Source organism: Alteromonas sp. 4NH20-0056 (genome assembly GCF_057539655.1).
Genome location: NZ_BAAJLS010000011.1, coordinates 58,926 through 81,490, shown reverse-complemented (window position 1 = coordinate 81,490; position 22,565 = coordinate 58,926). Strand labels below are relative to the sequence as shown.

Below are 22,565 nucleotides of genomic sequence, written 5' to 3'. Positions count from 1 at the left end.
ATTTAGCGCCCATCCCCTACCGCAATGGTAGATAGCAATATAAGACTTGCCGAATAATAGTCCACACGCCGAGTGATGTTAGCGGGGCTATAGGGCTTGTCGAAAATTAGTGTATTTACCGCAGACTCGACGGCTAACATACCCGGCGTCATGAGATATTCTGACGCTGTCGAGTTCACTAGATTTAGTGTTGCAGGCGTATTAGGCTTGCTCCACCACTGTGCCAAGTCGTTATAAATTGGCGACGACGTGAGTCCTCCCCACGCTGAATGAAGAGGGATACGAACCGCATTGAAACCATAATCTTGTGAAATAGTATTGGCTAATGTTATTCCTGAAGGTGTTAAACGAACCCAATCAGAGGGTAAGTTATGTTCTGAGAAACGGGCATCATCAATAAGGACTTCACCACTTTCGGCTAGCTGCTTCCAAATATTTGGGTTAGTCGACGCTGTTGCTAAGGCAGTGAAGGCAGGAAATACCCAATAGGACAGGTTAATTTGCACACCATCGTCATTGCTAAAGCCATATTCACCTGGCAGCAGAAGGGTGTAGCCTTGATACTCAACAATGAGCTTTTTTTCAATTGCAGCAACAATCTGATTTGCCGCACTGCGATACTCTGTGTTGCCCCACTTTTCATAGGCACGAAGTAGTGCCCATGCAATGAGAACATCTCCATCAGAAGCATTATTGGGATCATCAATACAGCGCTTGTCATTAGATGCGCATGGCGTGAAGCGCCAATGAAAAAGTCCGTCGTCTCGTTGCAAAACAGCTTTCGTCCACGCCCATAATGCGTCAAACGTTGGTTGTTCATTGGCGTATACGGCAAATAAAAGACCATACCCCTGCCCTTCACTATGCGAAACATTGTTATTGCCGGTATCGACTACCCGTCCATCGTCAATAAACAAAGCACTGTAGGCGATAAACTGCCGTTTAAACGCATTATCGTCGGGTTGGGTACAACCTGAAATCACAAAAACGCAGATAAACAGCGCGTGGAACCAGCGCCACTTACCAAGATACGGTGTTAGTCCCATGACGCCTGAACTTCTTTATTTCTTCTTTTAAGCAGCAGATAAATAATAAGGCTCAGCATGAAGACCGAAAACAAGAAGCCGACAAGCCAGTACCAAGGGTGATTCGATAACCATAAACGAAGTGTTAGCCAACGACTATTTGCTTCACCCATCTCGAACTTGTCGTTTACTTGCATCACTAAAGATGGGGTAAGCGCATTATCCCAAACAAAGAAATCACCCGCTAATTGTCCCCACATCGACAAACTCACTAAATCATGAACACGCTCGGTTAACAGTTCAGGCGTTTGCGCCGCCATTAAAAACACCGTGTCTGTTTTTGAATTATGTGGTGATTTTTCGGCAATAAGTACTGCAAGTGGGCCTAATTCATTGGTTTGTATGGTCACGCCATCGGCGCGCATTTGTTTGAATGACTTATCGCTAGCGATGTTACGAACGCGGTTGTACAAAGTATTTTGTAAACGGTAAGGCCAGCGGTTTGTTTCGCCAATAGCAGAGGCAAAACTCTCTTGTTCAACCTTACTGAGGGTGTCTGGTGTACCCAGTAAAAAGCTCGTTCCATTCTCTGGTATTGTCGACTGCATAGTAACATCTAGGTTCAACAGCGGGGCACGAGCAGACTGTGCAAACTTTCCAGCCAGTGTTAATGCCGCGCTAAGAAAGTCATTAGACGGGAGCACAATATGAGACTGAGGAGCGCTCGCATAGCGGGCAAATGGATATCCCGTTTCACCAAGCAGGCGTAAATCGGGCTGAATGGCAACATGACCAGCTTTAGGGAGTGTAAGGCTAGAGGTGTTATTCAACTGAAAGATAAGGTGTGAACCAAATACGTCATCACACTCAACCCCAGCTAACGGTGCACGCATCGTGACAGAAAAATCGATATTGTTGATGCCTCCACGGAAAAAGCGCGCAGGAATATTTAGTTCGTAGTCCCTAAATGCTTCACCGTTGGTATTACCTAAATACAAGCCGTGTACTAATTCGTCATTAACGCTCACATTCATGATTGAACCTGGCCCGTAACCCGCACCATAGCCGAAATCAAGTAAAAACTTAACGCTCGCATTTTCAGGCACATAAAAGTCAGCAGGAAGGCGAAGGGTCATTCGCTTATTAAAGTCGCCTTCATCTCTAAATCGTTCGCTGGTAAACCCTAAGTCCTCAAAGGTGTAGTGCTCATCCGGAGAGACAACCTGTGTTACTTGAATAACGTCTGCTAACGCATTACTTTGCGAATTCACAATAAGATTATTCGTGGCATTCAATGCATCGTCTTGCAATGCCAGGCTTCGAGCCGCTTCATAAACCTGCTCAGGGGTATCTCCACTAACGATGAGGCGATAGGCTGGCTGAACAAGCGTTTCGCCTTTCACGCGAAATGCCGGTGTACGTTCAACATGCAAGAAAGGCCCTTTAATGTCATTAATAACATCATCCGTTAACAACATCGAAAGCGCTTGCTCAGTGCCTACGAGAACATGAACATTGGCGCTTCTTTCAGCACGATACCATGATGATGTCTCATAGCTTTCAATGTTTGATTCACTCCAAAACGTAGATAACCCCTCGTCACTCGCCCCAAACGCCTGAGCAACATCGGGAAGAACATGTTCGTTGGGAAGCGGTAATGCATCAATAGCAAGGGGTTGATATTGGTTCCTCAGTGCTAGGGCTTGAGCCACTAACGACAGCGTTTTTTCTTTGGTTACGCTGGCATCATCAATGTCACTGTAAATCTCGACATTTCGTTGACCGCCAATGCCTGGGTGAAAGAACCCGCTTAGGTCCCGCAGTGCTAGCGTATCTATCGCTTTATTGGTTTCAATTGACAGTGTAGAGTTATAAACGTTTATTTCACTCCACAGTTCTGGCGCACTGCCGTCTACACATTGGTTCGCATAATGCTGGCTTACCGCAAGTGTCAGTTGGTTAAACCCCGGTCGCCATAACTCTGTCGGTATAACGATATCAGACGTTAAACTAGGACGGTCAGGGTCAAATGCAATCTGCCCGATGGTGGCATTATTAAACCGCACAAAAAGCTGAGAACGTTTTTTTATAAGCGCTTGCGAACTAACAACATTTAGCGTCAACGTAGAACGCACCACTTGGCTGTTCGGAGACAAAGGAATGGCAATATCCGTGCTTGCCGCCTTCCCTTGCATGCGTGCGATACCTTCACCATAAAAATCGGTAAGCCGATACGTTTTAGTTTCCGCAATGCTATTCGCGCTCAGTAACATAAAACCAAAAAGAAGCGTTATTATTCTTATCATTATTTTTCCTTAGCAAACCCAACTTTTTTTGTCACTTGGCGCAGCAAACGCCCTGACAGATGATACAAATGGATTAACGTGGGTTTGAGCCCCACATTCAAAACATGCTTAACGCCAAACCAATAGGATATTTGACGTGTTCTCCTGCGTTGAAAAGACTTCCAGCGACGGCTATCACACAGACTAAAGGCAATGACATCATTTTCCTCCTCGTCGGTCTCTGGCATAAATCGAACACGAAGCAGATTACTTTTACTATCGGCATTAAGAATATCAATGTTTAATGTTACTGTTTTTTGCAGCGCGTGACACCATCCAGACAATTTCGCTTTTTCAAACGTAGGGACATCACCTTTTATCATCACGCGGGCACCGCCAACCGATAAATCGACGAGCTCGCCTCTATGCAATTGTCCATCGCCGCCCATTAACATAACGCTGTCGCTAGCAGGTAAGCGCGACTGGCTTCTTATCTGTTTACGTTCCAGCAGCACACTCATTACGCTAAGTAACAGTAATAAATTGAACGCATTCCAAAGTAACACAACAACAGTAAGCTCTCGGGTTAATGGTTCAGCAAAATACTTGAACACACCAAAAACAGTCGCAAAACTTAATATAGCAATTAGCCAATAAAATACATTCGACAATGGTGACACAAATGTCTTGTCTAAACTTTCCCCTTTAGGGGTAACTACAAAAGACGGGGCCCGTGGCCGCAAAAACACTTTCACAATAGCATTGAGCGTAAATGCGCATTGCAAGATTTCATATAACTCTGACACCAATGGCCATCGTGTGCGACCAAACAGCATGGTCGATAACGTGTAGGTGGCAATAACATGAGGGATGGTGAACGCAAAAATCTCAAGTAACGACGCATGGTAAACTTGTAAACCAAACACTAAATATGCCAGAGGCATAAGCATGAATACTATTCTGGCAAACGGGAATAACCAAAACATGATAGAGCTCATATAGCCTACCCGTTGGTACCATTTCAATCCCTCTGCTTTATACGGCTTTTTGAGCAGGAGAATTTGCGTCATCCCTTGCGCCCAACGCATTCGCTGCTGGATAAAAGCATCAAAGGTTTCCGGCGCTAAACCGCTTACCATAGGTTGGTCAACATAAACCGACTCGTAACCCATTTTATGTAAATCGAGGGCAGTTTCAGCATCTTCTGTAATAGATTCACCAGAAATCCCACCAACCAAATCAAGGTGCTTTCTGCGCATAAGCGCAGCAGAACCACAGAAAAATGAACTCGACCAGTAATCTAAACCTTTTTGAATGGTGCCGTAGAACATGTCGTTTTCTGATGGCATTCGCGTAAATGCAGAGAAATAATTTCGTTCGACAGGGTCAGGGTTGGCCATAAAATGCGGGGTTTGAACCAAAAACACGTTCGGCTTTTTTATCATCCATGGCACGGTACGGTCTAAAAAGTCACTGGTAGGTACGTGATCGGCATCTAAAATAACAATAAGGTCTGACGTAGTATTGCCAATAGCACTGTTCACATTACCGGCTTTTGCAAATTCGTTTTTAGCGCGGGTATGGTAGGTTACGCCAAGCCGCTCGCAAAGCCGCTGTAATGATGCACGCCGCGCTTTTGCGCTATCTGCCGACGCTGTATTGGATTGATTTATTTTCTGGTCGGTTCCCCCGTCATCTAACAAATGAATATGCAACTTGTCGGCGGGGTAGGACATCATTTTTGCAGCACGAAGAGTGATTTCTAATATCTCTTCAGACTCGTTATAGCTTGGCACCATGACGTCGACTGTGGGAAGCGAACTCAACGCAATGTTATTGAGCGTTAACGACGGCCGCACCAGCGGAAAAGCATTAACAATACACCCAAGCACAGAGGTTAACCCAGCGTATAACTCGGCCAAAAACAGTAACCATACTGCAACGAGCGAAACAATATCTGGCGCAGTGATAGTGTACATGCCACGCCATAGGAGATAGCGGATGGTTAAGCCTACACCTAACAGTAACGCTAAAACTCTAAAGAAGTGTTTATGTTTCTGATGTGACTCTGCTTCTTTACTGCACAATGAAATAATGAAGAGAATAATGAAGGAGACAATAAGTTGTCCTGAAGCATCCATCGGCGCCAGGAGAAGTGCACCAATGGTAAATGCCGCAAGCAGAAGCGCCGCTACATAGCGGCTGTGATGATGTGACCTAGCTTGCTTGTCTTCCAAGTTTTATATCCGAGACGCTAATGAACGTAATAACATCATAGCTCGCTCGGTCAATTAAACTCACTTTGTCTTCGGCAAAATCGAGCTCGTGATTACTGGCGTAAAAACGCGAAGATAAATCGTCTCGAATACGATGGCAATCTTTCGCAAGTAAGTGCCATACCGGGTACAAAATAAGCCCTGTACACAACACTACGTTAAGACCAACAAAAACAGTTGGTGACAATGTAGGCGATGTATAAATCGAAAATAACAGCGATACTATGGTCGTAATATTAATAACTGCTGTTATTTTACGCAGACGCCTCATTTTTAAAAGCTTTTTTTCCACTTTTAAAAATTGAAACAGTCGGTTTCTCCACATGTTGATATGCGAGTGCGTGTTAGCAGTAACCAAAGAAACTGTATTGTGTTCATCCTGAGATGTAGCGCGTCCGTGCTGATTTGCGCTTTTATTAGACAACGTAACTACCACTTCCATAACACTCCACTCATATAATGCTTGGAGAGTACTAATATGAAACAAAAGTTAAAATGAGCGCGTTAATACCGCGTTATTAAAAATGATACGTAGTTTTTTAAAAGTTAACCATTGTACTTTAGAACACTTTTCATACAGGCTTGGTGCGTTTTAAGGTCGAGAGAATGCTAACTAAGTTACTTATATTGAAAACCGTTCCAAAAATACTGCCCACCGATATGGCATAGATAAGCCCTAACGATTCGGCGACGAGGAAAGTACGCCTGATTACATGAACATCTCGCAATACAACAGAGCCAACCGTGAAAATAAGCGAAGACGCATAGGCAATGAAAATGTTCCAATCATGATTCAGAACAAACCACTCATACAACAAGAAGAAAACATTGGCGCCGATAAAGAAAAACAAAACAGGTTTGCTTCTATTTTTTATGGCAATAAAGTTCCTAAGACCCGCCAACAGTGTGCCAACACCTGCTGCCATGGCGTCCAGCATAAAAAAGTGTGCGCTTAAGAATAATAACGCAAAAGCTGAAATGAAAAGGTACCGGTCGACATTGCTTTGCCGATAACCCAAAAAGTTGAGCACTACCGCTAAAGCGCCAAACGCTTCAGCAATTAACAGTGTCATAATCAATACACCTACTTAAAACCGTAAATAGAAATCGCGACATAGTGTTTTATAAGCAGCGGTATAGTCGCCGTTTTCGTCACGAATAATTAATACCTCCTTGTTTGTACCGCCTTCCCTTTTACTAAAACAAAACGCCATTAAATAGGGCGGTGATGCTAGTGCATGTTTTACCGTCATCAATCTTGAAGCATGTAACCCACACCGCTTTGCTTCTTCAAGAATGAAAGGCGCGCGATTATACGGATAAACACAATACAATTCGCCATTATTTGTTAACTGTTTTGCGCTAAACGTAAAAAGCGCATGGGGCGTCAGCAAGCTTTCGTGGCGTGCCACGCTGCGCTGTGTCGTTTGACGAACAAAAGCACTGCGCGTCATATCGACCGCATCAAAATACGGTGGATTACTAATAATAAGATCAAGAAGGTTGTCGCAATCAAAATCATCAAGCGCACAGTGAAACATACGTATCTTATCGTGCCATGGCGACGCGCTTACGTTTTCACTGGCTTGGATAAAGGCGTCATCGTCAATATCCATAGCACAAACATGGGCATCCGGTTTTGACTTTTGCGCCATCATTAGCGCTAGAATTCCCGAGCCTGTGCCAATATCGAGTATGTGGGTGGCATTATTCGGCTGCGCCCAGCTGCCCAACAATAAGCTGTCGGTTCCGACCTTCATTGCGCATTTGTCATGCGCCACTTCAAACTGTTTACACCTAAACACACACTGTCTCTTGATACTGTCTTTTCATAATGCAAGCGAAGATTCACTTACCACACTTGAAGTGACATCATGTTCCTTGCCACATCGATAGGGTGAACCGGCCTGTATTTTTTTAACGGTCCTTTTAGCAAGCTTTGCCAAATGATTGCTGTTTTCTGTGCCATATCTTCCATAAAACGAGCGTCATCTCGTTCGCCCAGTAATAAAGATGGTCGCACCGCAGCGGCATTAGGAAGCTGCGGCATGCGCATAATAGCATTTTCTAATTCGCCTTTTACGCGCAAGTAAAAATTACTGCTTTTTGCATCGGCGCCCACTGATGATATCCAAACAAAGCTGTCAGCGCGTTGTGCTCGAGTCAATTGCGCCGCAACATGCACGTATTCGAAATCCACCCGCCTAAACGCTTGTTTTGACCCTGCTTTTTTAAGGGTGGTCCCCAGGCAACAGTAAACATGATTCACGCTAAAATAACCTTGATAGTCCTGAAAATTCTCAAAGTCGATAACCACAGGTTTCAACTTTCCGTGGGGGTCATTAAACATTGACGATGCAAGAGGCTTTCTTACTAAACACGTGACCTCTGCGTACCTTCTGTCTTGTAAAAGTGTGTTTACAAGCGTTCGTCCCACTAAACCTGTCGCTCCTAGCACTATTGCGGATTTCATACTTTGCACCTTGTATCATGGAATGGTTTCTCTACAATCAAACCTTCGACAGTAAAATATGCAGATAACAATGAAAAAAGCCCTTTTAATTGGAGCCGCTATGCTCTCTACTGCTTTACACGCTGAAACGCTCACTATTGAGCGCATTTTCTCTTCCCCTTCGCTCGATGGCAATGCCCCGCGTTCGCTTAAAGTGTCACCAGACGGTGAGCGCGTATCGTTTTTGAAAGGAAAACAATCTGATTACGAACGATTAGATTTGTGGGAGTACCATATCGACAGTGGCGAAACTCGCATGCTGTTCGACTCTAACGACCTGCAAAGTGGCGAAGAAGTCCTTTCTGATGAAGAAAAAGCCCGCCGCGAACGCATGCGGTTATCAGGTAGCGGTATTGTAAGTTACCAATGGTCTGACGATGGTAAAGCATTGCTGTTCCCGTTAGGTGGTGATGTGTTCTATCACAAATTAGGCGAGAAAGGGGCAAAACAGCTGCTTGATACTGATGCGTTTGAAACCGATATCAAACTATCGCCTAAAGGTAATTACATCTCTTTCATCCGCGACCAAAACCTGTATGTAAAACATATTGCTTCAGGTAAAGAAATGGCGATCACGAAAGACGGTGGCGGCAACATCAAGTTCGGTATGGCCGAATTCGTAGCGCAAGAAGAAATGGGCCGCATGACAGGTTATTGGTGGTCACCAGATGAAACCCACATTGCCTTCACAAAAGTAGATGAAAGCCCTGTTGACGTAATAACACGTACCGAAATTTACGCAGACGACATTAAACTGCTAGAGCAAAAATATCCGAAAGCTGGCACACCAAACGTACTGGTTGAGCTTGCTATTCAACGTATTGATAACGGTGAGCGCACGTGGGTAGACTTAGGTGAAGAAACAGATATCTACTTTGCTCGCGGAAAATGGATGCCAGACAGTGAAACGTTCACATACCAATGGCAAACTCGCAACCAACAAGTTTTAGAGCTTCGCGCTTTTAGCATGCGTGACAACACTCAGCGTGTATTGCTTACTGAAAGCAGCAACACATGGGTAAATTTACATAACGACTTGTATTTTTTAAAGGACAAAGGCCAGTTCATCTGGGCCTCTGAGCGCGATGGTTTTAAACATCTTTACCTTTTCGATAACAGCGGAAAGATGGTGAAGCAATTGACCCAAGGAAACTGGGTTGTTGATAGCGTTGAGGCCATTGATGTTGCCAACAACCGCTTGTTTTTCTCTGGTCGTAAAGACACGCCGTTAGAAAGCCACGTATACACCGTATCACTGAGCGGTGGCGAGATTGCGCGCGTTACCGAATTAGGCGCTTATCACAGCGCTGCTTTTAGCAAAGACGCCTCAATTTTTATTGATCGCTTTTCTACCATTAATTCACCCGCTCAAGTAAGTCTTAACGACGCGTCGGGTAAACGCATTACATGGTTAGAAGAAAACAAAGTGTCAAAAGGTCACCCTCTTTTTGCCTACATGGATAGCTGGACAGCCCCTGAGTTTGGCGACATTACTACCAAAGATGGTGCAACACTCAAGTACCGCATCTATACCCCAGAGAGTGCTAAGCAAAACCCAAGTCAAAAACATCCGGTGATTGTATACCTTTACGGCGGCCCCCACGCTCAGGTAGTAACCAATAGCTGGGCGGGCAACCGAGGTTTACTTTTCCAACATTGGGTTGACCAAGGCTATGTCGTATTTACATTAGACAACCGCGGTTCAAACTACCGTGGTAAAGCGTTTGAAGACCCTATCTATAAGAAGATGGGCTTTATTGAAGTAGACGACCAAATAGCCGGTGTTGAATTCTTACGCACATTACCATTTGTTGATGCCGATAACGTTGGCGTTCATGGTCATAGCTATGGCGGCTACATGACATTAATGACGATGTTTAAAGCCGGTAATTACTTTGCGGCAGGTGTATCAGGTGCTCCAGTGACAGACTGGCGCTTGTACGACACTCATTATACAGAACGCTATATGGGTAACCCTCAAACAGACGATGATGCTTACACGGCGTCATCGGTGTTTCCTTACGCTAAAGACTTAAAAGGTGACTTACTTATTTACCATGGTATGGCAGATGACAACGTATTGTTTACCCACTCAACCATGCTCTATAAACACCTTCAGGATTTAGCGATTCCGTTTGAAACGATGGATTATCCAGGTAAAAAACATAGCATTCGAGGGAAGCAAACGGGCATTCACTTATACAAAACGGTGACGAATTTCTTCAACCGAAATTTGAAGTAGCCTTACCTCACCACTTAAAAGGCGATACTATTTTTTGTATCGCCTTTTTTTGGCGAAGAGCATTGTTTTTCTTAGGCAAATAACTGACTTGCTAAATTCTTTTGTACGGCTTGTGCCGACGATGCACTTAATTCAATTTCAATCGCGTCTGCTTTACCCGACAGCCAAATTTTAAGCTCGGCATCGGTATCAAAATGACCGGCCGTTTCAACGATAAACTGCGTGATAGATTTATAGGGAATGGAGTGATAATTCACTTTTCGACCCGTCAGGCCCTGCTTATCTATTAATATTAAGCGCTTATTTGTAAACACACTCAAATCGCGTACGAGTTTGAATGCCGCAGTGACTGACTCATTATCGGCTAAGATTGGCGAAAGCTCTTGTTGAACGTCTTCAGCATTTGTTTCGCTGGCATTTCCCATTATCGTGTCAAACAGTCCCATTATATATCCTTAATTATTATCTGGCGGTGTATACGGCTTGGCTTAAATGAAATGCAAACACCGCCGTTTCAAAAAATAGTAAGCGTAATTACTCTAGCACGCCCCTGCTTACGCTATGAATATTTTTCGCACTGTCGCCTTACTAGATAGATAACTACAGCAATACCAACATAGCGTGACGTGGCACGTGTAACCTTGCGACGCGAATCAGCATAGCGCGTTAATATACATTCGATTTGTGAAAGTTTGGTGGTAGGGTAGTGACTATTATTATTAGCATTTTATAGTGAGCCATGACCTCAAGCCTTGATTTCGATGCAATAAAAGCAGCATATTCGCGAATAAGTGCCGACATAAAGCGTACCCCAATTATGGAGTCTTCGTTGTTGAACCAATGGATGGGACACCGCATTTTGTTTAAAGCAGAATGCTTACAGACCATAGGGGCATTTAAATTACGAGGCGCATTACATTTCTTAGCGCGTAAAAAAGAGCAAGGGTTGCTGCCAACACAAATTGTCGCGAATAGCTCAGGAAATCATGCACAGGCCGTCGCTTATGCGGCTGCCAAATACGGCATTCCGGCAACAATTTATGCCAGTGAAACTATCTCGCCTATTAAAGCTGCTGCAACAAAAAGCTATGGCGCGACGCTATTGACCTTCCCCACCCGCCAAGAGGCTGATATTGCCGTTAAGGCTGCGGCAGAAAAGGAAGGAACGGTGTGGATACCACCTTTTAATCATAAGGACATTATTGCCGGACAAGGCACCGCCGCACTAGAGGCGCTTGAAGATGCCGGTCACGTCGATGCGGTATTTGCGCCCTGTGGCGGAGGTGGGTTGCTATCAGGGACATTACTCGCAGCGCGCGCGATGCAACCTGAAGCCTTAGTTATTGGCGCCGAACCCGCAGAGGCCAACGATGCGTCGATGTCACTACAGGCCGGTGAAATTATTTCATTAAAAGAAGCTCCTATAACCCTTGCTGATGGCGCAGCGACACCATCAGTGGGCGACATTACCTTTCCACTTCTTCAAGAACTTGATGATTTTTATGAAGTTGATGAAGTACAAATAGCCTACTGGACACAATGGTTGCACCATTTACTTAAACTACACGTAGAACCCACATGCGCGATGACCATGGCAGCTGTAGCGTCATGGGCGGCCAATACTACGCCGGGGCAAACTGCGCTAGTGATGCTGTCTGGTGGAAACATAAGCCAGACCGCTATGGCTCAAATTTGGGAGCGAGACTTTTTACTTCAGCCTCCTATTATCAACACGGAAGAACAATAATGACATCAACAACAAGCAAACACACTTCTGTAATTAAAAAAGCATCGCTGCTTCTAGCAAGTTTTGCTTTTACAACATGTAGCCTCAATGCAGCAACATTAGTAGAGAATGTAAAAGGTTATACCCTAGACAACGACGGCCAGCTCATCACCTTTAGCAACATGGTAATGGAGGACGGAAAGGTCCTTGCCCTTAATGGTGAGAAAGACGCGTTTACCATCACTGACACCATCAACGGTAACGGAAAAGTGATGTTACCGGGGTTGATTGATGCACACGGCCACCTGCTTGGGCTAGGCGCTAACTTATTAGAGGTAAACTTACGCGAAAGCACCAGTGCTTCTGATGCTGCCAACAGCGTTGCAGAATATGCCTTTGCCAATACAGAGCAGACATGGATAACCGGGCGAGGATGGAACCAAGAGCTTTGGTCTGACAGGGCCTTTCCAACCGCGAGCGATTTAGACAAGGTTGTTTCTGACAAACCGGTAGTGTTAACCCGTGTTGACGGCCATGCCGCATGGGTGAATACCAAAGCGATGGAAATAGCGGGAATAACAAAAGAGACTAAATCGCCCGCAGGTGGTGAGATCATTAAAGATGATAATGGCAACCCTACGGGGGTTTTTATCGACAACGCATCACTGCTTATCGAGAAACACCTGCCCACCGCTAGTAATGCTATTTACGCCCAACAGCTGCGCGCTGCTGGCGATCATCTATTGGAAAATGGCATAACATCTATGCATGACGCAGGTATTTCACGCGACGTTTACGATTTTTACTTAAAAGGCGCAGTAGAAAGTAGCCTGCCTATTCGTATTTATGCCATGGTAAGTGCAACTGATCCTGAGCTCACTACAATGCTTGGCAATGGGCCCGTGCGCGATGACGACGACTTTTTATATATTCGCTCGGTAAAAGCGTATGGTGATGGTGCGCTAGGCAGTCGCGGGGCGGCATTACTTGCCCCATACTCTGACGCTCCGCACCAACATGGCTTATTGCTAACGCAGCCAGAAGATATGACGTCGCTATTTACCACTGTTATTGGCGCAGGCTTTCAACTTAACTACCATGCCATTGGCGATAAAGCTAACCACGTTGCACTTAACGAGTTTGCGTCTACGTTTAAGGCACTGGGCGGAAGCGAACTTCGTAACCGTATCGAACATGCGCAAGTTATTGCCCCTGACGATCTCGCCCGCTTTGCCGACTTAAAAGTACTTCCTTCTATGCAACCTACTCATGCCACCAGCGATAAGAACATGGCTGAAGACAGAATAGGCAAAGAGAGAATGAAAGGTGCGTACGCGTGGAAAACACTCCTTAACTCGGGTATTGCGCTCCCTCTAGGGTCTGACTTCCCCGTAGAGCTTGCCAATCCGTTTTACGGCCTCCACGCTGCAGTAACGCGCCAAGACCGCGACAATCAGCCAGTGAAAGGATGGTATGCACACGAGGCGCTGACTATTCAGCAAGCATTTAAAGGGTTTACCTTAGATGCCGCTTATGCAGGCCATATGGAAGATACGTTGGGCACGTTAACCCCAGGAAAATGGGCCGATTTCATTTTAGTTGACCAAGATATCTTTACCATTGACGCAAAAGACATTTGGAAAACAAAGGTGCACGCTACCTTTGTGGCGGGTGAAGAAGTATTTAGTGTATCGATGAAGTAACAACGGGATGCTAACTCGAAGTATTGGCGGTATCGGCGCCGCCTTACTTGTACTAAATGGGCTTATTGGTGCAGGGATTTTTGCGCTTCCGGCAAAAATGGCAGGTGAGCTGGGCGCATTTAGCCCTTGGATTTTCCTTATCTTTGGGGCGTTAATGTTAAGCATTGTCTGGTGCTTCGGCCAGCTCGCTATTCATTATCAAGAAACCGGTGGCCCCGTTATTTATGCCCAAAGAGGGTTTGGAAACAGCGCAGCGTTTCAAACGGGCTTTATTTACTACCTTGCGCGCGCAACAGCTATTGCGGCAAACATGCATGTGCTATTGCTGTACGCGGGCTATGTATGGCCTGAGCTAAACACAGGGGGTGGAAAGTCTGTTGCCATCATTGTGCTCACTAGCCTGTTAATTATTGTCAATATTGTAGGGTTAAAAGCCGCGATGCGGGCGCTTGATACCATTTCAGCGTTAAAGTTACTTCCCTTTGTATTGCTAATAGGCGCAGGATATTGGCAGCTCGATTTTACAATGGCATCAGTCGATACCGCCGTTCCTGCTTTAGATACAATATCAGCCGGCGCACTGCTTACTTTATATGCCTTTATCGGTTTTGAAACCGTTGTTGTTACAAGCGGGGAAACAAATTCACCTAAAAAAACCATACCTCGCGCACTCATGTTCACGGTGTCTGGTATTGCACTGTTTTACTTTTGTGTACAGTGGCTTTATTGGCATACCGTTGGCCCGGCAAAGCCAGACAGTGCGCCACTGATTGCGCTTGCTGATATCATTTTCGGAAAAACCGGCGCGCTAATAATGACATTAACTGCGGTGGTGTCGGTGGCGGGTAATTTATTGGCGAATATGATTTCTACATCGCGGTTAACCTATTCAATGGCGCAGCAAGGGCTGATTCCTGGAAAGCTAGGAAAGCGTGGACTAGGTAAAGTACATAATCGCTTCGACACCCCCTATATCTCAGTACTGGTATTGGGTATTTTTGCAGGTCTTATGGCACTAAGTGGCAGTTTTGCATGGCTTGCTATATCCAGTGTTTTAGCACGCCTCGTCGTTTACGCTATGTGTGTTGTGGTATTAATTAAAGCCCAACGTCAACGGGCACACCCACCGGCTATTATTAAGCAGATGGTCCCGTTTATTGCCCTTGGGGTCTGCGCGTGGGCGTTAACGCAATCGTCAACCAGTGCGTGGCTATTTTTAATGGGTGAGTTGATTGTTGGTGCCCTACTTTACATTGCGTTAAATACAAAGAAACGGCGCCCTGTATAAGATTAATGTTGTCATTAAATATGACGGTACACGAAAAAGTTTTGTATGAAACCCATAGTGATAAGAGTGAAATAGTGGAAATAATTGTTAACCCCGTTACCCCCTTCGCCCAAAACTGCTCCTTAATTTGGGATCCGGCCACAATGAAAGGCGCTTTCGTTGACCCAGGTGGCGACATTGAAACGCTTATTCAGGTTGCGGCCGACAATAAGGTCGATATTGAAAAAATCATCCTAACACACGGCCACCTTGATCATGTGGGCGGCTCTGTTGCTATTGCGGCGCACTATGACGTGCCCATCATTGGGCCACATCGTGGCGATAAATTTTGGTTAGATGCATTAATGCAACAAAGCCAAATGTTTGGTTTTCCTCCAGCAGCGCCTTTTGCACCCAACGAATGGTTAAATGACAATGACACCATAACGCTTGGGACGTTAACCTTAGATGTACTACATTGCCCCGGTCACACACCTGGCCATGTTGCACTAGTAGAGCGTGCAAGTAATAAGGTTATCGTAGGCGATATTATTTTTGCGGGGTCTATTGGTCGCACTGACTTTCCTCAAGGCAACCAACAGCAACTTATTGATGCTATAAAAGAAAAAATCCTCACTCTCCCTGACGATATGACAATTTATCCGGGTCATGGCCCCACCACAACCGTGGGTACCGAGCGAGCGACCAACCCGTATGTTTCGGGTCAATGGGGTTAGCAACGCTGTTATTATTAACATAGTAGAAAAGGCGAGTTTTACACTCGCCTTCGCGTTTATTTACGCCAGTCGACGTATTTATTCGTAAGCACCGCTTGCATAATGTAGCTCATAGCTGTGGCTATAGATTTCAAGAATATTGCCAAACGGGTCTTCCATATAAATCATGCGGTAAGGCTTTTCGCCCGGATAATAATAGCGCGGTGCTTTCATACGCTTTTTACCACCCGCTGCGACAATCTTATCCGCAAGGCCCTCTACGTCTGGATCTTGCACGCAAAAATGAAATACTCCCGTCTTCCAGTATTCAAAGTTGTTTTCTGGGTTTTCTTGGTTACTAAACTCAAAAAGTTCAACGCCTACTCTGTCACCCGTGGATAGGTGAGCAATACGGAACTGTCCCCACCCAGCGCCAAATACATCAGTACACATTTCACCAATGGCGGAGTCGTCTTCGACAATGTCTGTTGGTTTCATAATAAGGTACCAACCTAGCACCTCGGTATAAAATTTAACGGCAGCGTCTAGGTCTGGCACTGAAATACCGATGTGAGAAAACGTGCGTGGGTATGGTGTTTTTACAGTGTTTGTCATGGCTGTTTCCTGTGTCGTTATCGTCAACATAGAATAGCTAGACACGCATAAAATAAAAAATTATCATTATTTTTTATTTCGATAATTTAAATTTATACGATGTTAAACCCAATTTGGCTAGACACCTTTATAACGCTTGCTGAAACAGGTTCCTTTACCCGTACCTCAGAAGCGCGCTTTATGACGCAACCTGGTGTTAGTCAGCATATAAAACGGCTAGAAGAGGCTTGCGGCTGTGACCTGGTTGTTCGTCTTGGTAAAGGTATTCAACTTACAGAACAAGGCCAACGCGTACTTGCCTACGCCAAAGGTCAGCAAGAGAAAGAACTCGCGTTTATTACAAGCCTTAAATTTGATGTACCTTTTGAGGGTAAGTGCGTCATTGGTTGCTCTGGTGCTATTGCACAGCGCATTTACCCTGCATTACTTAGCGTGCAATTACGCCACCCAGCGTTGCATATTCATGTGGAAGTTGCACCAAGACAACGTATTCTAGCAAGTATTGCTGACAATACGCTCTCATTGGGAATAGTGACAAACGAAGCAGAGAGTGACGAGGTGATATGCTCTTATTTAGGGGAAGAAACACTAGGGCTAATATTGCCCCGTGCGGATGGCAATGACACTCAAGAACAAAACAGCGCACGCACCATAGACAAACGTATCGCGTCACTTGGCCTAATTAATCACCCTGATGCCATGCATTATTTGCATCGCTATATAAACGACAGTGGCGACCCTCACTTACGGTCGCTTAACCCGATGAAAATAAAAACGTCAGGTTATATTAACCAGTTGTCGCAAATTCTTATTCCTGTAAGCCGCGGCCTAGGTTTTACGGTACTTCCCACCAGCACACTCGCATTTGTTAACGTGGCAGATAAGCTTGACATATACGAACCCAAAAACAACGTAACCGAGCCTTTGTACAGTGTACAAACACCACACAACGCACTCCCCGCCCGCTACCAGATAGTGAAAGAAACGATTTCTGAGGTATTAGGCTAGCGTTAATTATCCACGGCAGGGCGAGCAATATCGCTATCTGGCGACACCATATCGGCTTCCGTTTTATGCTCAGGTACGGCTACGTTGCCACCGATAATAACCTCGCCGTTTTGCCATAAACGCCATTCTCCGCGAGCATAAACATCCCATTGTTCGTCGTTGGTTAGCGGCGCTGTAGCAATAATACTCACAACATCTTTAGGCGTTGTTTCAGAAGCAAAATCAATTTCTACTTCAACATCTTTAAGACAAGCTGGTCCAAACGGTGCTCTACGGGTAATGCTTGCTAGCTTTGTGCTACAAAACGTAAACAACCAGTCGCCATTGCTTAGCAGGCAATTAAACACGCCTTGCTGCGCATAACCTTTCGCGAGGTTTACCAATGTCTCGGCTAACTGTTCAAGCGAGGCATCGCGAGATAAATTTTGGCGAACATTGTTCATAATATCGCAAAATAACGCTTCACTATCGGTATCGCCAACGGGCTCATAAATTCCCGAACACCCTACAAAATTTGGCAATTGACCATTGTGAGCAAACACCCAATATTTACCCCATAGTTCGCGTGAAAACGGGTGAGTATTAGCAAGGTTAATGTTGCCCACGTTAGCCTGTCGAATATGACATAGCGCGGTTTGGCTTTTAATTGGCAAGGTTGATACGAAATCGGCTATTGGCGACGTGGCGCAGGGTTCTGGGTCGTGAAACATACGCACACCGCTGCCTTCGTAAAAAGCCACGCCCCACCCATCTTTGTGCGGCCCAGTTTCACCACCACGGCGGGTTAACCCCGTAAAACTAAAACACAAATCGGTTGGTGTATTGGCACTCATGCCAAGCAATTCACACACGACTATACCCACTCTATTTGCTGCATCTTACACGAGCATACTCAAGCACACCTTCTGAAGCAAATAGTGTGTAAATACCCCAAAAAAAAGCACACCTTTTAAGGTGTGCTTTCGCGATAAAATTAGCTGGTTTAGCCCGTTGTTACCACTGCGTTATGCACCTACAGCACGTGTATCCGCAGTATCGATTACGTCGGGTGGCGGCATGTCCATCGCGGCATGGTCATTATCTTCTTTGCGCTTACTGAGTATTTCTTTATCTCGAACGTTCTTTTGCACAGTAATCGCTGCGAATAAACTCAGTATAAACGCCATTCCAAAGAAGCCTTTTTCGCTAAGTAACAACTCTGCATTCATAAGCCCAATAATAAGTAATGCAATAGAGGATACAGTGGCAACACAAGACGCTAAAAAGTACGCCTTGGTCGTTGGGACGCCTTCCATTTTATCCCTTACGGTTTTTTGTAGGCTTACCACTGAAAACAGACCAAATAACATAATGGTAAAATAGTAGCCCTTTTCGTTTAGTGCCATGGGGGCGTTATACAGCCCGATGAAATAAGCGATTACGCCCGTCAACAAGGCAGCAATTGAGGCTATCCTAAACGCTTTGGTGGGTTGTTGTAGTGTACTCATGGTGTCGCTCCTAAATTGGCTGTACATTTTGACTATCGATGAAAATAAATGCGTTCGACGAAAGATCATACTGCCTCATATATCGCGCCATACTGCTAAACGTTGTTGTTTCAACACGACGAGAATGATCTTGCAAGGTCACACCGTCATTAAACATGCTTGCTAAGCGAAGTTTTGCACGGCTCATGTTGACTTTTTGTGGAACAAAATGGGCCTTTGCATTCGCTTTAAGTTGAGGAATATCCGTTGTCGAATACACCGCACTATTTAGTACATCAAGTGTGTATTCGGTGCAGTTTTGCCTTTCGCTATTGAAAGGGTTGGCAATTACCGAATAACGCGGGTTGTGCAGCAACTTAGCCTTATCTTCAACATATAAATTAATGAGTGCAGTTTGTACGTCGTTTGTCGGAATAATAATCCCCGCTTCAAGCGCATAAGCCCCCCAAAAGAAATCAACCGGATAATCAGTAATTAAGTGACTAAGGTCTGGTTGTTGAGCATCTTGATATAAATTATGAATGGCATACCCTTTGGCCACTTCACCATTATCTAGCGTGACAGATGAGTAAATCGCTATGGCGGTATGCGTAAAACGAATACCCTCAGGCAAATCTTCTGTAGGCCGCCCTCGTCTTGCAATAATGAACGCTCGCGCGCCTTGAGAAGCAGCATACTTTTCAACGTTTTTTGAAAACGTGGCTATCGCTTCTGGTGAGAAATTTGGCTTCCCGGCTTGCTCACTCCCCGCACTTACTGTGGGGCTAAGCAATAGCACAATGACTAAGATAACTATTCTCATACCGTCACCTACCGTGTGGTTGTCGTTACTTTAACTTTATTCGGGGCTGGGTCGGCGGTAATAATGGTTTCAGTGATCACAATGGGCGCATTATCATGTGAATGGTGTGTGCTCTGTGAAGCCGATTCAGCACTCTCTGCAATAACGCTTCCCGCGGCAACGACTACACTGCCGGTTAATAGTACAGGCACTGCGACAACAGCGCTGGCAACAGATGCAGTTGTTCGAAGGCCTTCAGACGCGGCTAGCGCACTATGCTTGCTGGCTTCACCGCTATGATTAACTGAGTCATCAGCAATAGCAGCGGGCGAAAATGACACAGCGCTTAACGCCGCAGCTAACATCAATGTTAAATATGTATTTTTCATATGTCTTACTCCTGTTTGAAGGCAATCGCTTTGCCTTCGACGCTATCTACACTAGAAGCAAGAATAACTATCGTAAACCTTTTTAATTAATGTAGTATTAAATTAAACCAACAGTATTAAATATTAATACCATGAGCCAGATTAATCATATTTACGACACGTTAAAGCAATGTCTTCGCGAACAACGCATCACCTATAAACAGCTTGCTAACGCACTTGATGTGAGCGAAGCCAGCATCAAGCGTAATTTTTCGTTGCACGCATTTAGCCTTGAAAAGCTTGAACACATTTGTGAATTTCTTCAATTATCTCTCAGCGAACTATTTGCTTTATCACAAAAACAACAAGACAAGATTTCACAGCTTTCAAAAGAACAGGAACTGCAGCTTTTAGCCAACCCTAAACTGTTATTGGCCGCGGTGTGCGTAAGGGATGGCTGGCGTTTTGAAGAGTTAATATCTCATTACGACATTGGTGAAGTAGAAGGTATTAAACTAATGACGACACTTGATAAACTGAAACTAATAGAGCTGCTGCCCAATAACCGTTACAAACTGCTTATTGCACAGGATTTTCGATGGATACCTGGCGGGCCCCTTTCTAACTTCATGGAAAATGAAGTGATGGTGAAATTTATGGCTCCCAAAAAGAATGAACCCTGGATGTTTAGATCGTACTTGCGTGGACGTTATTCACCTTCATCGGTAGCAATAATTCAACGGCGATTAGAACAACTTCGCCAAGAAGCGGCTAAACTCAGCAAAGAAGACAACGCATTGCCAATTGACGAACGACAGCATGTTGGCCTACTTATGGCGATGCGTCCTTGGGAGCCATCACTGTTTGAAAAAATGAAACGAGTAGAAAAATAACACGCCCCCCCTATTTTACGGTATTCACGATTCAAAGAGGCAAAAGAGATGTGTTCTCCTTTAAATACGCCTTAAGCTTCTCGGCATCAATAACACGAACACCCCCGTATTGTTTCTCTATAAGGTTAAAGGCATAGAGTTTGGTTAAGGACTTATGCGCGGTAAGTACGGTTACGCCTAACCTTTCAGCGTAATCGCTCTGCCGTAAGGACACAAAGTTTTGTTTTGTAGACAAATAGGTTTGGTAAATCAATTTTGCTAACTGCACATGTGTAGGCAGCCTTCTAATGTCATCTAACCTATCAAGCGCCGCATGTAGCTTTATTGCCAAGGCACGCGTAATAAATTGAGAAACATCTGTATGACGCTCAACTAATCGGCGAAACGCAATTTCTGGTATTTGTAACACCTCGCATGTTGATATAGCTTGCGCATGATGCGTTCTTGCCAATGAGGCATACAAGGTGAACTCCCCAAACGTGTCGCCTCGGCGTAAAATAGTAGTAATTTGATAGCTTCCGTCTAGACCAAAGTTTCCCACTTTCACTTCGCCTGAGATAACAACAGAAAGGCCGGCGTTTTTACTCCCTCTGTTGTGGATGGTGCTGGCAGCAGGGTAAGTAATAAGCGTACCGAATGGTAAACAAATATCAATAAGTGCAGTCGGCATTACCGTTTGCTCAATACCTTGGATATAAGACATTTCACACCAAATATATAGTTGTATATATTCTTTTATGTTAACGCCATGTTAATTTACCCGCAATGATTATTAAGAAGATTAACATAAATGAGTTATCAGTGGTTGATATTAGGCGTTTTCGCCTTGTTCGCGTTGATGGAAGCACAGCATGGAAAATTATTTAAAAAGACAACGGAAGTTGACGATGATGGCAAAGTAGAGTTTGTTGGGACATTACTACTGTTCGTTGTTACACAGCCACTTGTGCTTTTTTCTGCGGGAACCGTCATGTTCTTTGTATTTCCACAATACCAAGCAGTGCTTGCAGAAAGCTCATTGTTGACACATATTCTACTGCTGCTGATCTTCGACGACATGATGCAGTATTGGTGGCATCGCCTTTCGCATTCCACACGCTTTCTTTACAACCTACATAGGGCACACCATAACGCCAAATATATGAGCGTGCGCATTATCTATCGCAATAATTTTTTCTACTACTTATTTATGCCGTCACTATGGTTTTCTGGCGCACTCGTTTATCTCGGGCTGGGTTGGTCTTACGCGTTGTATTTAGTGGTAAAACTTACCGTTATTACTGGAGCGCATGCAGAATGGAAATGGGATGCGCTCTTGTATAAAACACCGTGGCTTAACCCTATTGCATGGGTTGTTGAACGTACTATTTCAACACCGTCAACACATAGTGCTCATCATGGGTTGAGTGCTGATGATGGCGTTACCCACTACAAAGGCAATTATGGGAATTTACTCTTTTTTTGGGATGTTCTGTTTGGTACGGCGAAGATAACCCGTCAATACCCTCGTCAATACGGTATCGAGGGCATGTTTTACGCCAATTGGAAAGAGCAACTAATATGGCCGCTCTACAAAACACCAAGAAAGCCTAAGCACGCTATGCCACCACAAAGCACCGCAACGCCATTACAGGCAGAGCGAACGCTACCAAAATGACGAA

22 protein-coding genes are annotated in these 22,565 nt (G+C 44.8%); 8 read left to right on the top strand and 14 right to left on the bottom strand.

Annotated elements, in window-relative coordinates; translation table 11 throughout:
- Positions 1-2: 2 nt before the first annotated feature.
- The 7 genes from AC27EZ_RS16045 to AC27EZ_RS16015 form a co-directional block, all read right to left on the bottom strand.
- Entirely contained in the window at positions 3-1,046 is a 1,044-nt protein-coding gene (locus AC27EZ_RS16045) for a family 8 glycosyl hydrolase (RefSeq protein ID WP_487136291.1), read from the bottom strand.
- Positions 1,037-3,331: a cellulose biosynthesis cyclic di-GMP-binding regulatory protein BcsB gene (locus tag AC27EZ_RS16040; protein ID WP_487136290.1), complete on the bottom strand. Its 2,295-nt coding sequence runs from the start codon at positions 3,329-3,331 to the stop codon at positions 1,037-1,039. Before AC27EZ_RS16040 ends, AC27EZ_RS16045 begins: the two co-directional genes overlap by 10 nt.
- Positions 3,331-5,547 (bottom strand): UDP-forming cellulose synthase catalytic subunit, encoded by a 2,217-nt coding sequence (bcsA, locus tag AC27EZ_RS16035; RefSeq protein ID WP_487136289.1) that lies wholly within the window; start codon positions 5,545-5,547, stop codon positions 3,331-3,333. The genes AC27EZ_RS16040 and bcsA overlap by 1 nt, the downstream gene beginning before the upstream one ends.
- On the bottom strand, positions 5,528-6,028 hold the full coding sequence (locus tag AC27EZ_RS16030; protein WP_487136288.1) for a hypothetical protein: 501 nt from the start codon (positions 6,026-6,028) through the stop codon (positions 5,528-5,530). Before AC27EZ_RS16030 ends, bcsA begins: the two co-directional genes overlap by 20 nt.
- Before the next feature lie 130 nt (positions 6,029-6,158).
- On the bottom strand, positions 6,159-6,659 hold the full coding sequence (locus tag AC27EZ_RS16025) for a YgjV family protein (protein WP_487136287.1): 501 nt from the start codon (positions 6,657-6,659) through the stop codon (positions 6,159-6,161).
- Positions 6,660-6,674: 15 nt separating this feature from the next.
- Entirely contained in the window at positions 6,675-7,391 is a 717-nt protein-coding gene (locus AC27EZ_RS16020) for a tRNA1(Val) (adenine(37)-N6)-methyltransferase (protein ID WP_487136286.1), read from the bottom strand.
- Positions 7,392-7,438: 47 nt separating this feature from the next.
- On the bottom strand, positions 7,439-8,059 hold the full coding sequence (locus AC27EZ_RS16015) for an NAD(P)H-binding protein (RefSeq protein ID WP_487136285.1): 621 nt from the start codon (positions 8,057-8,059) through the stop codon (positions 7,439-7,441).
- A 70-nt stretch (positions 8,060-8,129) separates the two neighbouring features.
- Between AC27EZ_RS16015 and AC27EZ_RS16010 the strand changes: the two genes are divergently transcribed.
- Positions 8,130-10,340 carry a S9 family peptidase gene (locus AC27EZ_RS16010; protein ID WP_487136284.1) on the top strand — a complete coding sequence of 737 codons (2,211 nt, stop codon included), beginning with the start codon at positions 8,130-8,132 and terminating at the stop codon, positions 10,338-10,340.
- A 71-nt stretch (positions 10,341-10,411) separates the two neighbouring features.
- Here AC27EZ_RS16010 and AC27EZ_RS16005 read toward each other — a convergent pair whose 3' ends face one another.
- A complete protein-coding gene (locus AC27EZ_RS16005; RefSeq protein ID WP_421132471.1) occupies positions 10,412-10,786 on the bottom strand; it encodes a PH domain-containing protein in 375 nt (124 codons plus the stop codon).
- A 293-nt stretch (positions 10,787-11,079) separates the two neighbouring features.
- Here AC27EZ_RS16005 and AC27EZ_RS16000 point away from each other — a divergent pair, with 293 nt between their 5' ends.
- The 4 genes from AC27EZ_RS16000 (at position 11,080) to AC27EZ_RS15985 (ending at position 15,773) form a co-directional block, all read left to right on the top strand.
- Positions 11,080-12,087 (top strand): serine/threonine dehydratase, encoded by a 1,008-nt coding sequence (locus tag AC27EZ_RS16000; RefSeq protein ID WP_487136283.1) that lies wholly within the window; start codon positions 11,080-11,082, stop codon positions 12,085-12,087.
- Positions 12,087-13,769 carry an amidohydrolase gene (locus AC27EZ_RS15995; RefSeq protein ID WP_487136282.1) on the top strand — a complete coding sequence of 561 codons (1,683 nt, stop codon included), beginning with the start codon at positions 12,087-12,089 and terminating at the stop codon, positions 13,767-13,769. The genes AC27EZ_RS16000 and AC27EZ_RS15995 overlap by 1 nt, the downstream gene beginning before the upstream one ends.
- A 7-nt stretch (positions 13,770-13,776) precedes the next feature.
- Positions 13,777-15,057, top strand: coding sequence for an APC family permease (locus tag AC27EZ_RS15990; protein ID WP_487136281.1), 1,281 nt, complete (start codon positions 13,777-13,779; stop codon positions 15,055-15,057).
- A gap of 74 nt (positions 15,058-15,131) precedes the next feature.
- The gene (locus tag AC27EZ_RS15985) at positions 15,132-15,773 is read left to right on the top strand and encodes an MBL fold metallo-hydrolase (RefSeq protein WP_487136280.1); all 642 of its coding nucleotides are present in this window, start codon (positions 15,132-15,134) and stop codon (positions 15,771-15,773) included.
- A 78-nt stretch (positions 15,774-15,851) separates the two neighbouring features.
- Here the strand turns inward: AC27EZ_RS15985 and AC27EZ_RS15980 are convergent, their stop codons facing one another.
- The gene (locus AC27EZ_RS15980; RefSeq protein WP_487136279.1) at positions 15,852-16,367 is read right to left on the bottom strand and encodes a lactoylglutathione lyase family protein; all 516 of its coding nucleotides are present in this window, start codon (positions 16,365-16,367) and stop codon (positions 15,852-15,854) included.
- Between the two features lie 99 nt (positions 16,368-16,466).
- Between AC27EZ_RS15980 and AC27EZ_RS15975 the strand changes: the two genes are divergently transcribed.
- The gene (locus AC27EZ_RS15975) at positions 16,467-17,375 is read left to right on the top strand and encodes a LysR family transcriptional regulator (protein ID WP_487136278.1); all 909 of its coding nucleotides are present in this window, start codon (positions 16,467-16,469) and stop codon (positions 17,373-17,375) included.
- Between the two features lie 2 nt (positions 17,376-17,377).
- Here the strand turns inward: AC27EZ_RS15975 and AC27EZ_RS15970 are convergent, their stop codons facing one another.
- From AC27EZ_RS15970 to AC27EZ_RS15955, 4 genes are all read right to left on the bottom strand, one after another.
- On the bottom strand, positions 17,378-18,226 hold the full coding sequence (locus tag AC27EZ_RS15970; protein ID WP_487136277.1) for a class II glutamine amidotransferase: 849 nt from the start codon (positions 18,224-18,226) through the stop codon (positions 17,378-17,380).
- Between the two features lie 153 nt (positions 18,227-18,379).
- Entirely contained in the window at positions 18,380-18,862 is a 483-nt protein-coding gene (gene yiaA, locus AC27EZ_RS15965; protein ID WP_487136276.1) for an inner membrane protein YiaA, read from the bottom strand.
- A 10-nt stretch (positions 18,863-18,872) separates the two neighbouring features.
- A complete protein-coding gene (locus AC27EZ_RS15960; RefSeq protein WP_487136275.1) occupies positions 18,873-19,664 on the bottom strand; it encodes a DUF2145 domain-containing protein in 792 nt (263 codons plus the stop codon).
- A gap of 8 nt (positions 19,665-19,672) precedes the next feature.
- Entirely contained in the window at positions 19,673-20,032 is a 360-nt protein-coding gene (locus AC27EZ_RS15955) for a hypothetical protein (protein WP_487136274.1), read from the bottom strand.
- A gap of 131 nt (positions 20,033-20,163) precedes the next feature.
- Between AC27EZ_RS15955 and AC27EZ_RS15950 the strand changes: the two genes are divergently transcribed.
- Entirely contained in the window at positions 20,164-20,904 is a 741-nt protein-coding gene (locus AC27EZ_RS15950; RefSeq protein WP_487136273.1) for a helix-turn-helix domain-containing protein, read from the top strand.
- 31 nt (positions 20,905-20,935) lie between these two features.
- Here the strand turns inward: AC27EZ_RS15950 and AC27EZ_RS15945 are convergent, their stop codons facing one another.
- The gene (locus AC27EZ_RS15945; protein ID WP_487136272.1) at positions 20,936-21,607 is read right to left on the bottom strand and encodes a Crp/Fnr family transcriptional regulator; all 672 of its coding nucleotides are present in this window, start codon (positions 21,605-21,607) and stop codon (positions 20,936-20,938) included.
- Positions 21,608-21,694: 87 nt separating this feature from the next.
- Between AC27EZ_RS15945 and AC27EZ_RS15940 the strand changes: the two genes are divergently transcribed.
- Complete coding sequence (locus AC27EZ_RS15940; protein WP_487136271.1) at positions 21,695-22,561, top strand: sterol desaturase family protein; 867 nt, start codon at positions 21,695-21,697, stop codon at positions 22,559-22,561.
- The last annotated feature ends 4 nt before the right edge of the window (positions 22,562-22,565 follow it).

Bases quoted from the DNA above. Each gene is read 5' to 3' on its own strand.
- AC27EZ_RS16045 (WP_487136291.1), bottom strand. From the start codon at position 1,046: ATGGGACTAACACCGTATCTTGGTAAGTGGCGCTGGTTCCACGCGCTG.
- AC27EZ_RS16040 (WP_487136290.1), bottom strand. From the start codon at position 3,331: ATGATAAGAATAATAACGCTTCTTTTTGGTTTTATGTTACTGAGCGCG.
- AC27EZ_RS16030 (WP_487136288.1), bottom strand. From the start codon at position 6,028: ATGGAAGTGGTAGTTACGTTGTCTAATAAAAGCGCAAATCAGCACGGA.
- AC27EZ_RS16025 (WP_487136287.1), bottom strand. From the start codon at position 6,659: ATGACACTGTTAATTGCTGAAGCGTTTGGCGCTTTAGCGGTAGTGCTC.
- AC27EZ_RS16015 (WP_487136285.1), bottom strand. From the start codon at position 8,059: ATGAAATCCGCAATAGTGCTAGGAGCGACAGGTTTAGTGGGACGAACG.
- AC27EZ_RS16010 (WP_487136284.1), top strand. From the start codon at position 8,130: ATGAAAAAAGCCCTTTTAATTGGAGCCGCTATGCTCTCTACTGCTTTA.
- AC27EZ_RS16005 (WP_421132471.1), bottom strand. From the start codon at position 10,786: ATGGGACTGTTTGACACGATAATGGGAAATGCCAGCGAAACAAATGCT.
- AC27EZ_RS16000 (WP_487136283.1), top strand. From the start codon at position 11,080: ATGACCTCAAGCCTTGATTTCGATGCAATAAAAGCAGCATATTCGCGA.
- AC27EZ_RS15995 (WP_487136282.1), top strand. From the start codon at position 12,087: ATGACATCAACAACAAGCAAACACACTTCTGTAATTAAAAAAGCATCG.
- AC27EZ_RS15990 (WP_487136281.1), top strand. From the start codon at position 13,777: ATGCTAACTCGAAGTATTGGCGGTATCGGCGCCGCCTTACTTGTACTA.
- AC27EZ_RS15980 (WP_487136279.1), bottom strand. From the start codon at position 16,367: ATGACAAACACTGTAAAAACACCATACCCACGCACGTTTTCTCACATC.
- AC27EZ_RS15975 (WP_487136278.1), top strand. From the start codon at position 16,467: ATGTTAAACCCAATTTGGCTAGACACCTTTATAACGCTTGCTGAAACA.
- yiaA (WP_487136276.1), bottom strand. From the start codon at position 18,862: ATGAGTACACTACAACAACCCACCAAAGCGTTTAGGATAGCCTCAATT.
- AC27EZ_RS15960 (WP_487136275.1), bottom strand. From the start codon at position 19,664: ATGAGAATAGTTATCTTAGTCATTGTGCTATTGCTTAGCCCCACAGTA.
- AC27EZ_RS15955 (WP_487136274.1), bottom strand. From the start codon at position 20,032: ATGAAAAATACATATTTAACATTGATGTTAGCTGCGGCGTTAAGCGCT.
- AC27EZ_RS15950 (WP_487136273.1), top strand. From the start codon at position 20,164: ATGAGCCAGATTAATCATATTTACGACACGTTAAAGCAATGTCTTCGC.
- AC27EZ_RS15945 (WP_487136272.1), bottom strand. From the start codon at position 21,607: ATGTCTTATATCCAAGGTATTGAGCAAACGGTAATGCCGACTGCACTT.
- AC27EZ_RS15940 (WP_487136271.1), top strand. From the start codon at position 21,695: ATGAGTTATCAGTGGTTGATATTAGGCGTTTTCGCCTTGTTCGCGTTG.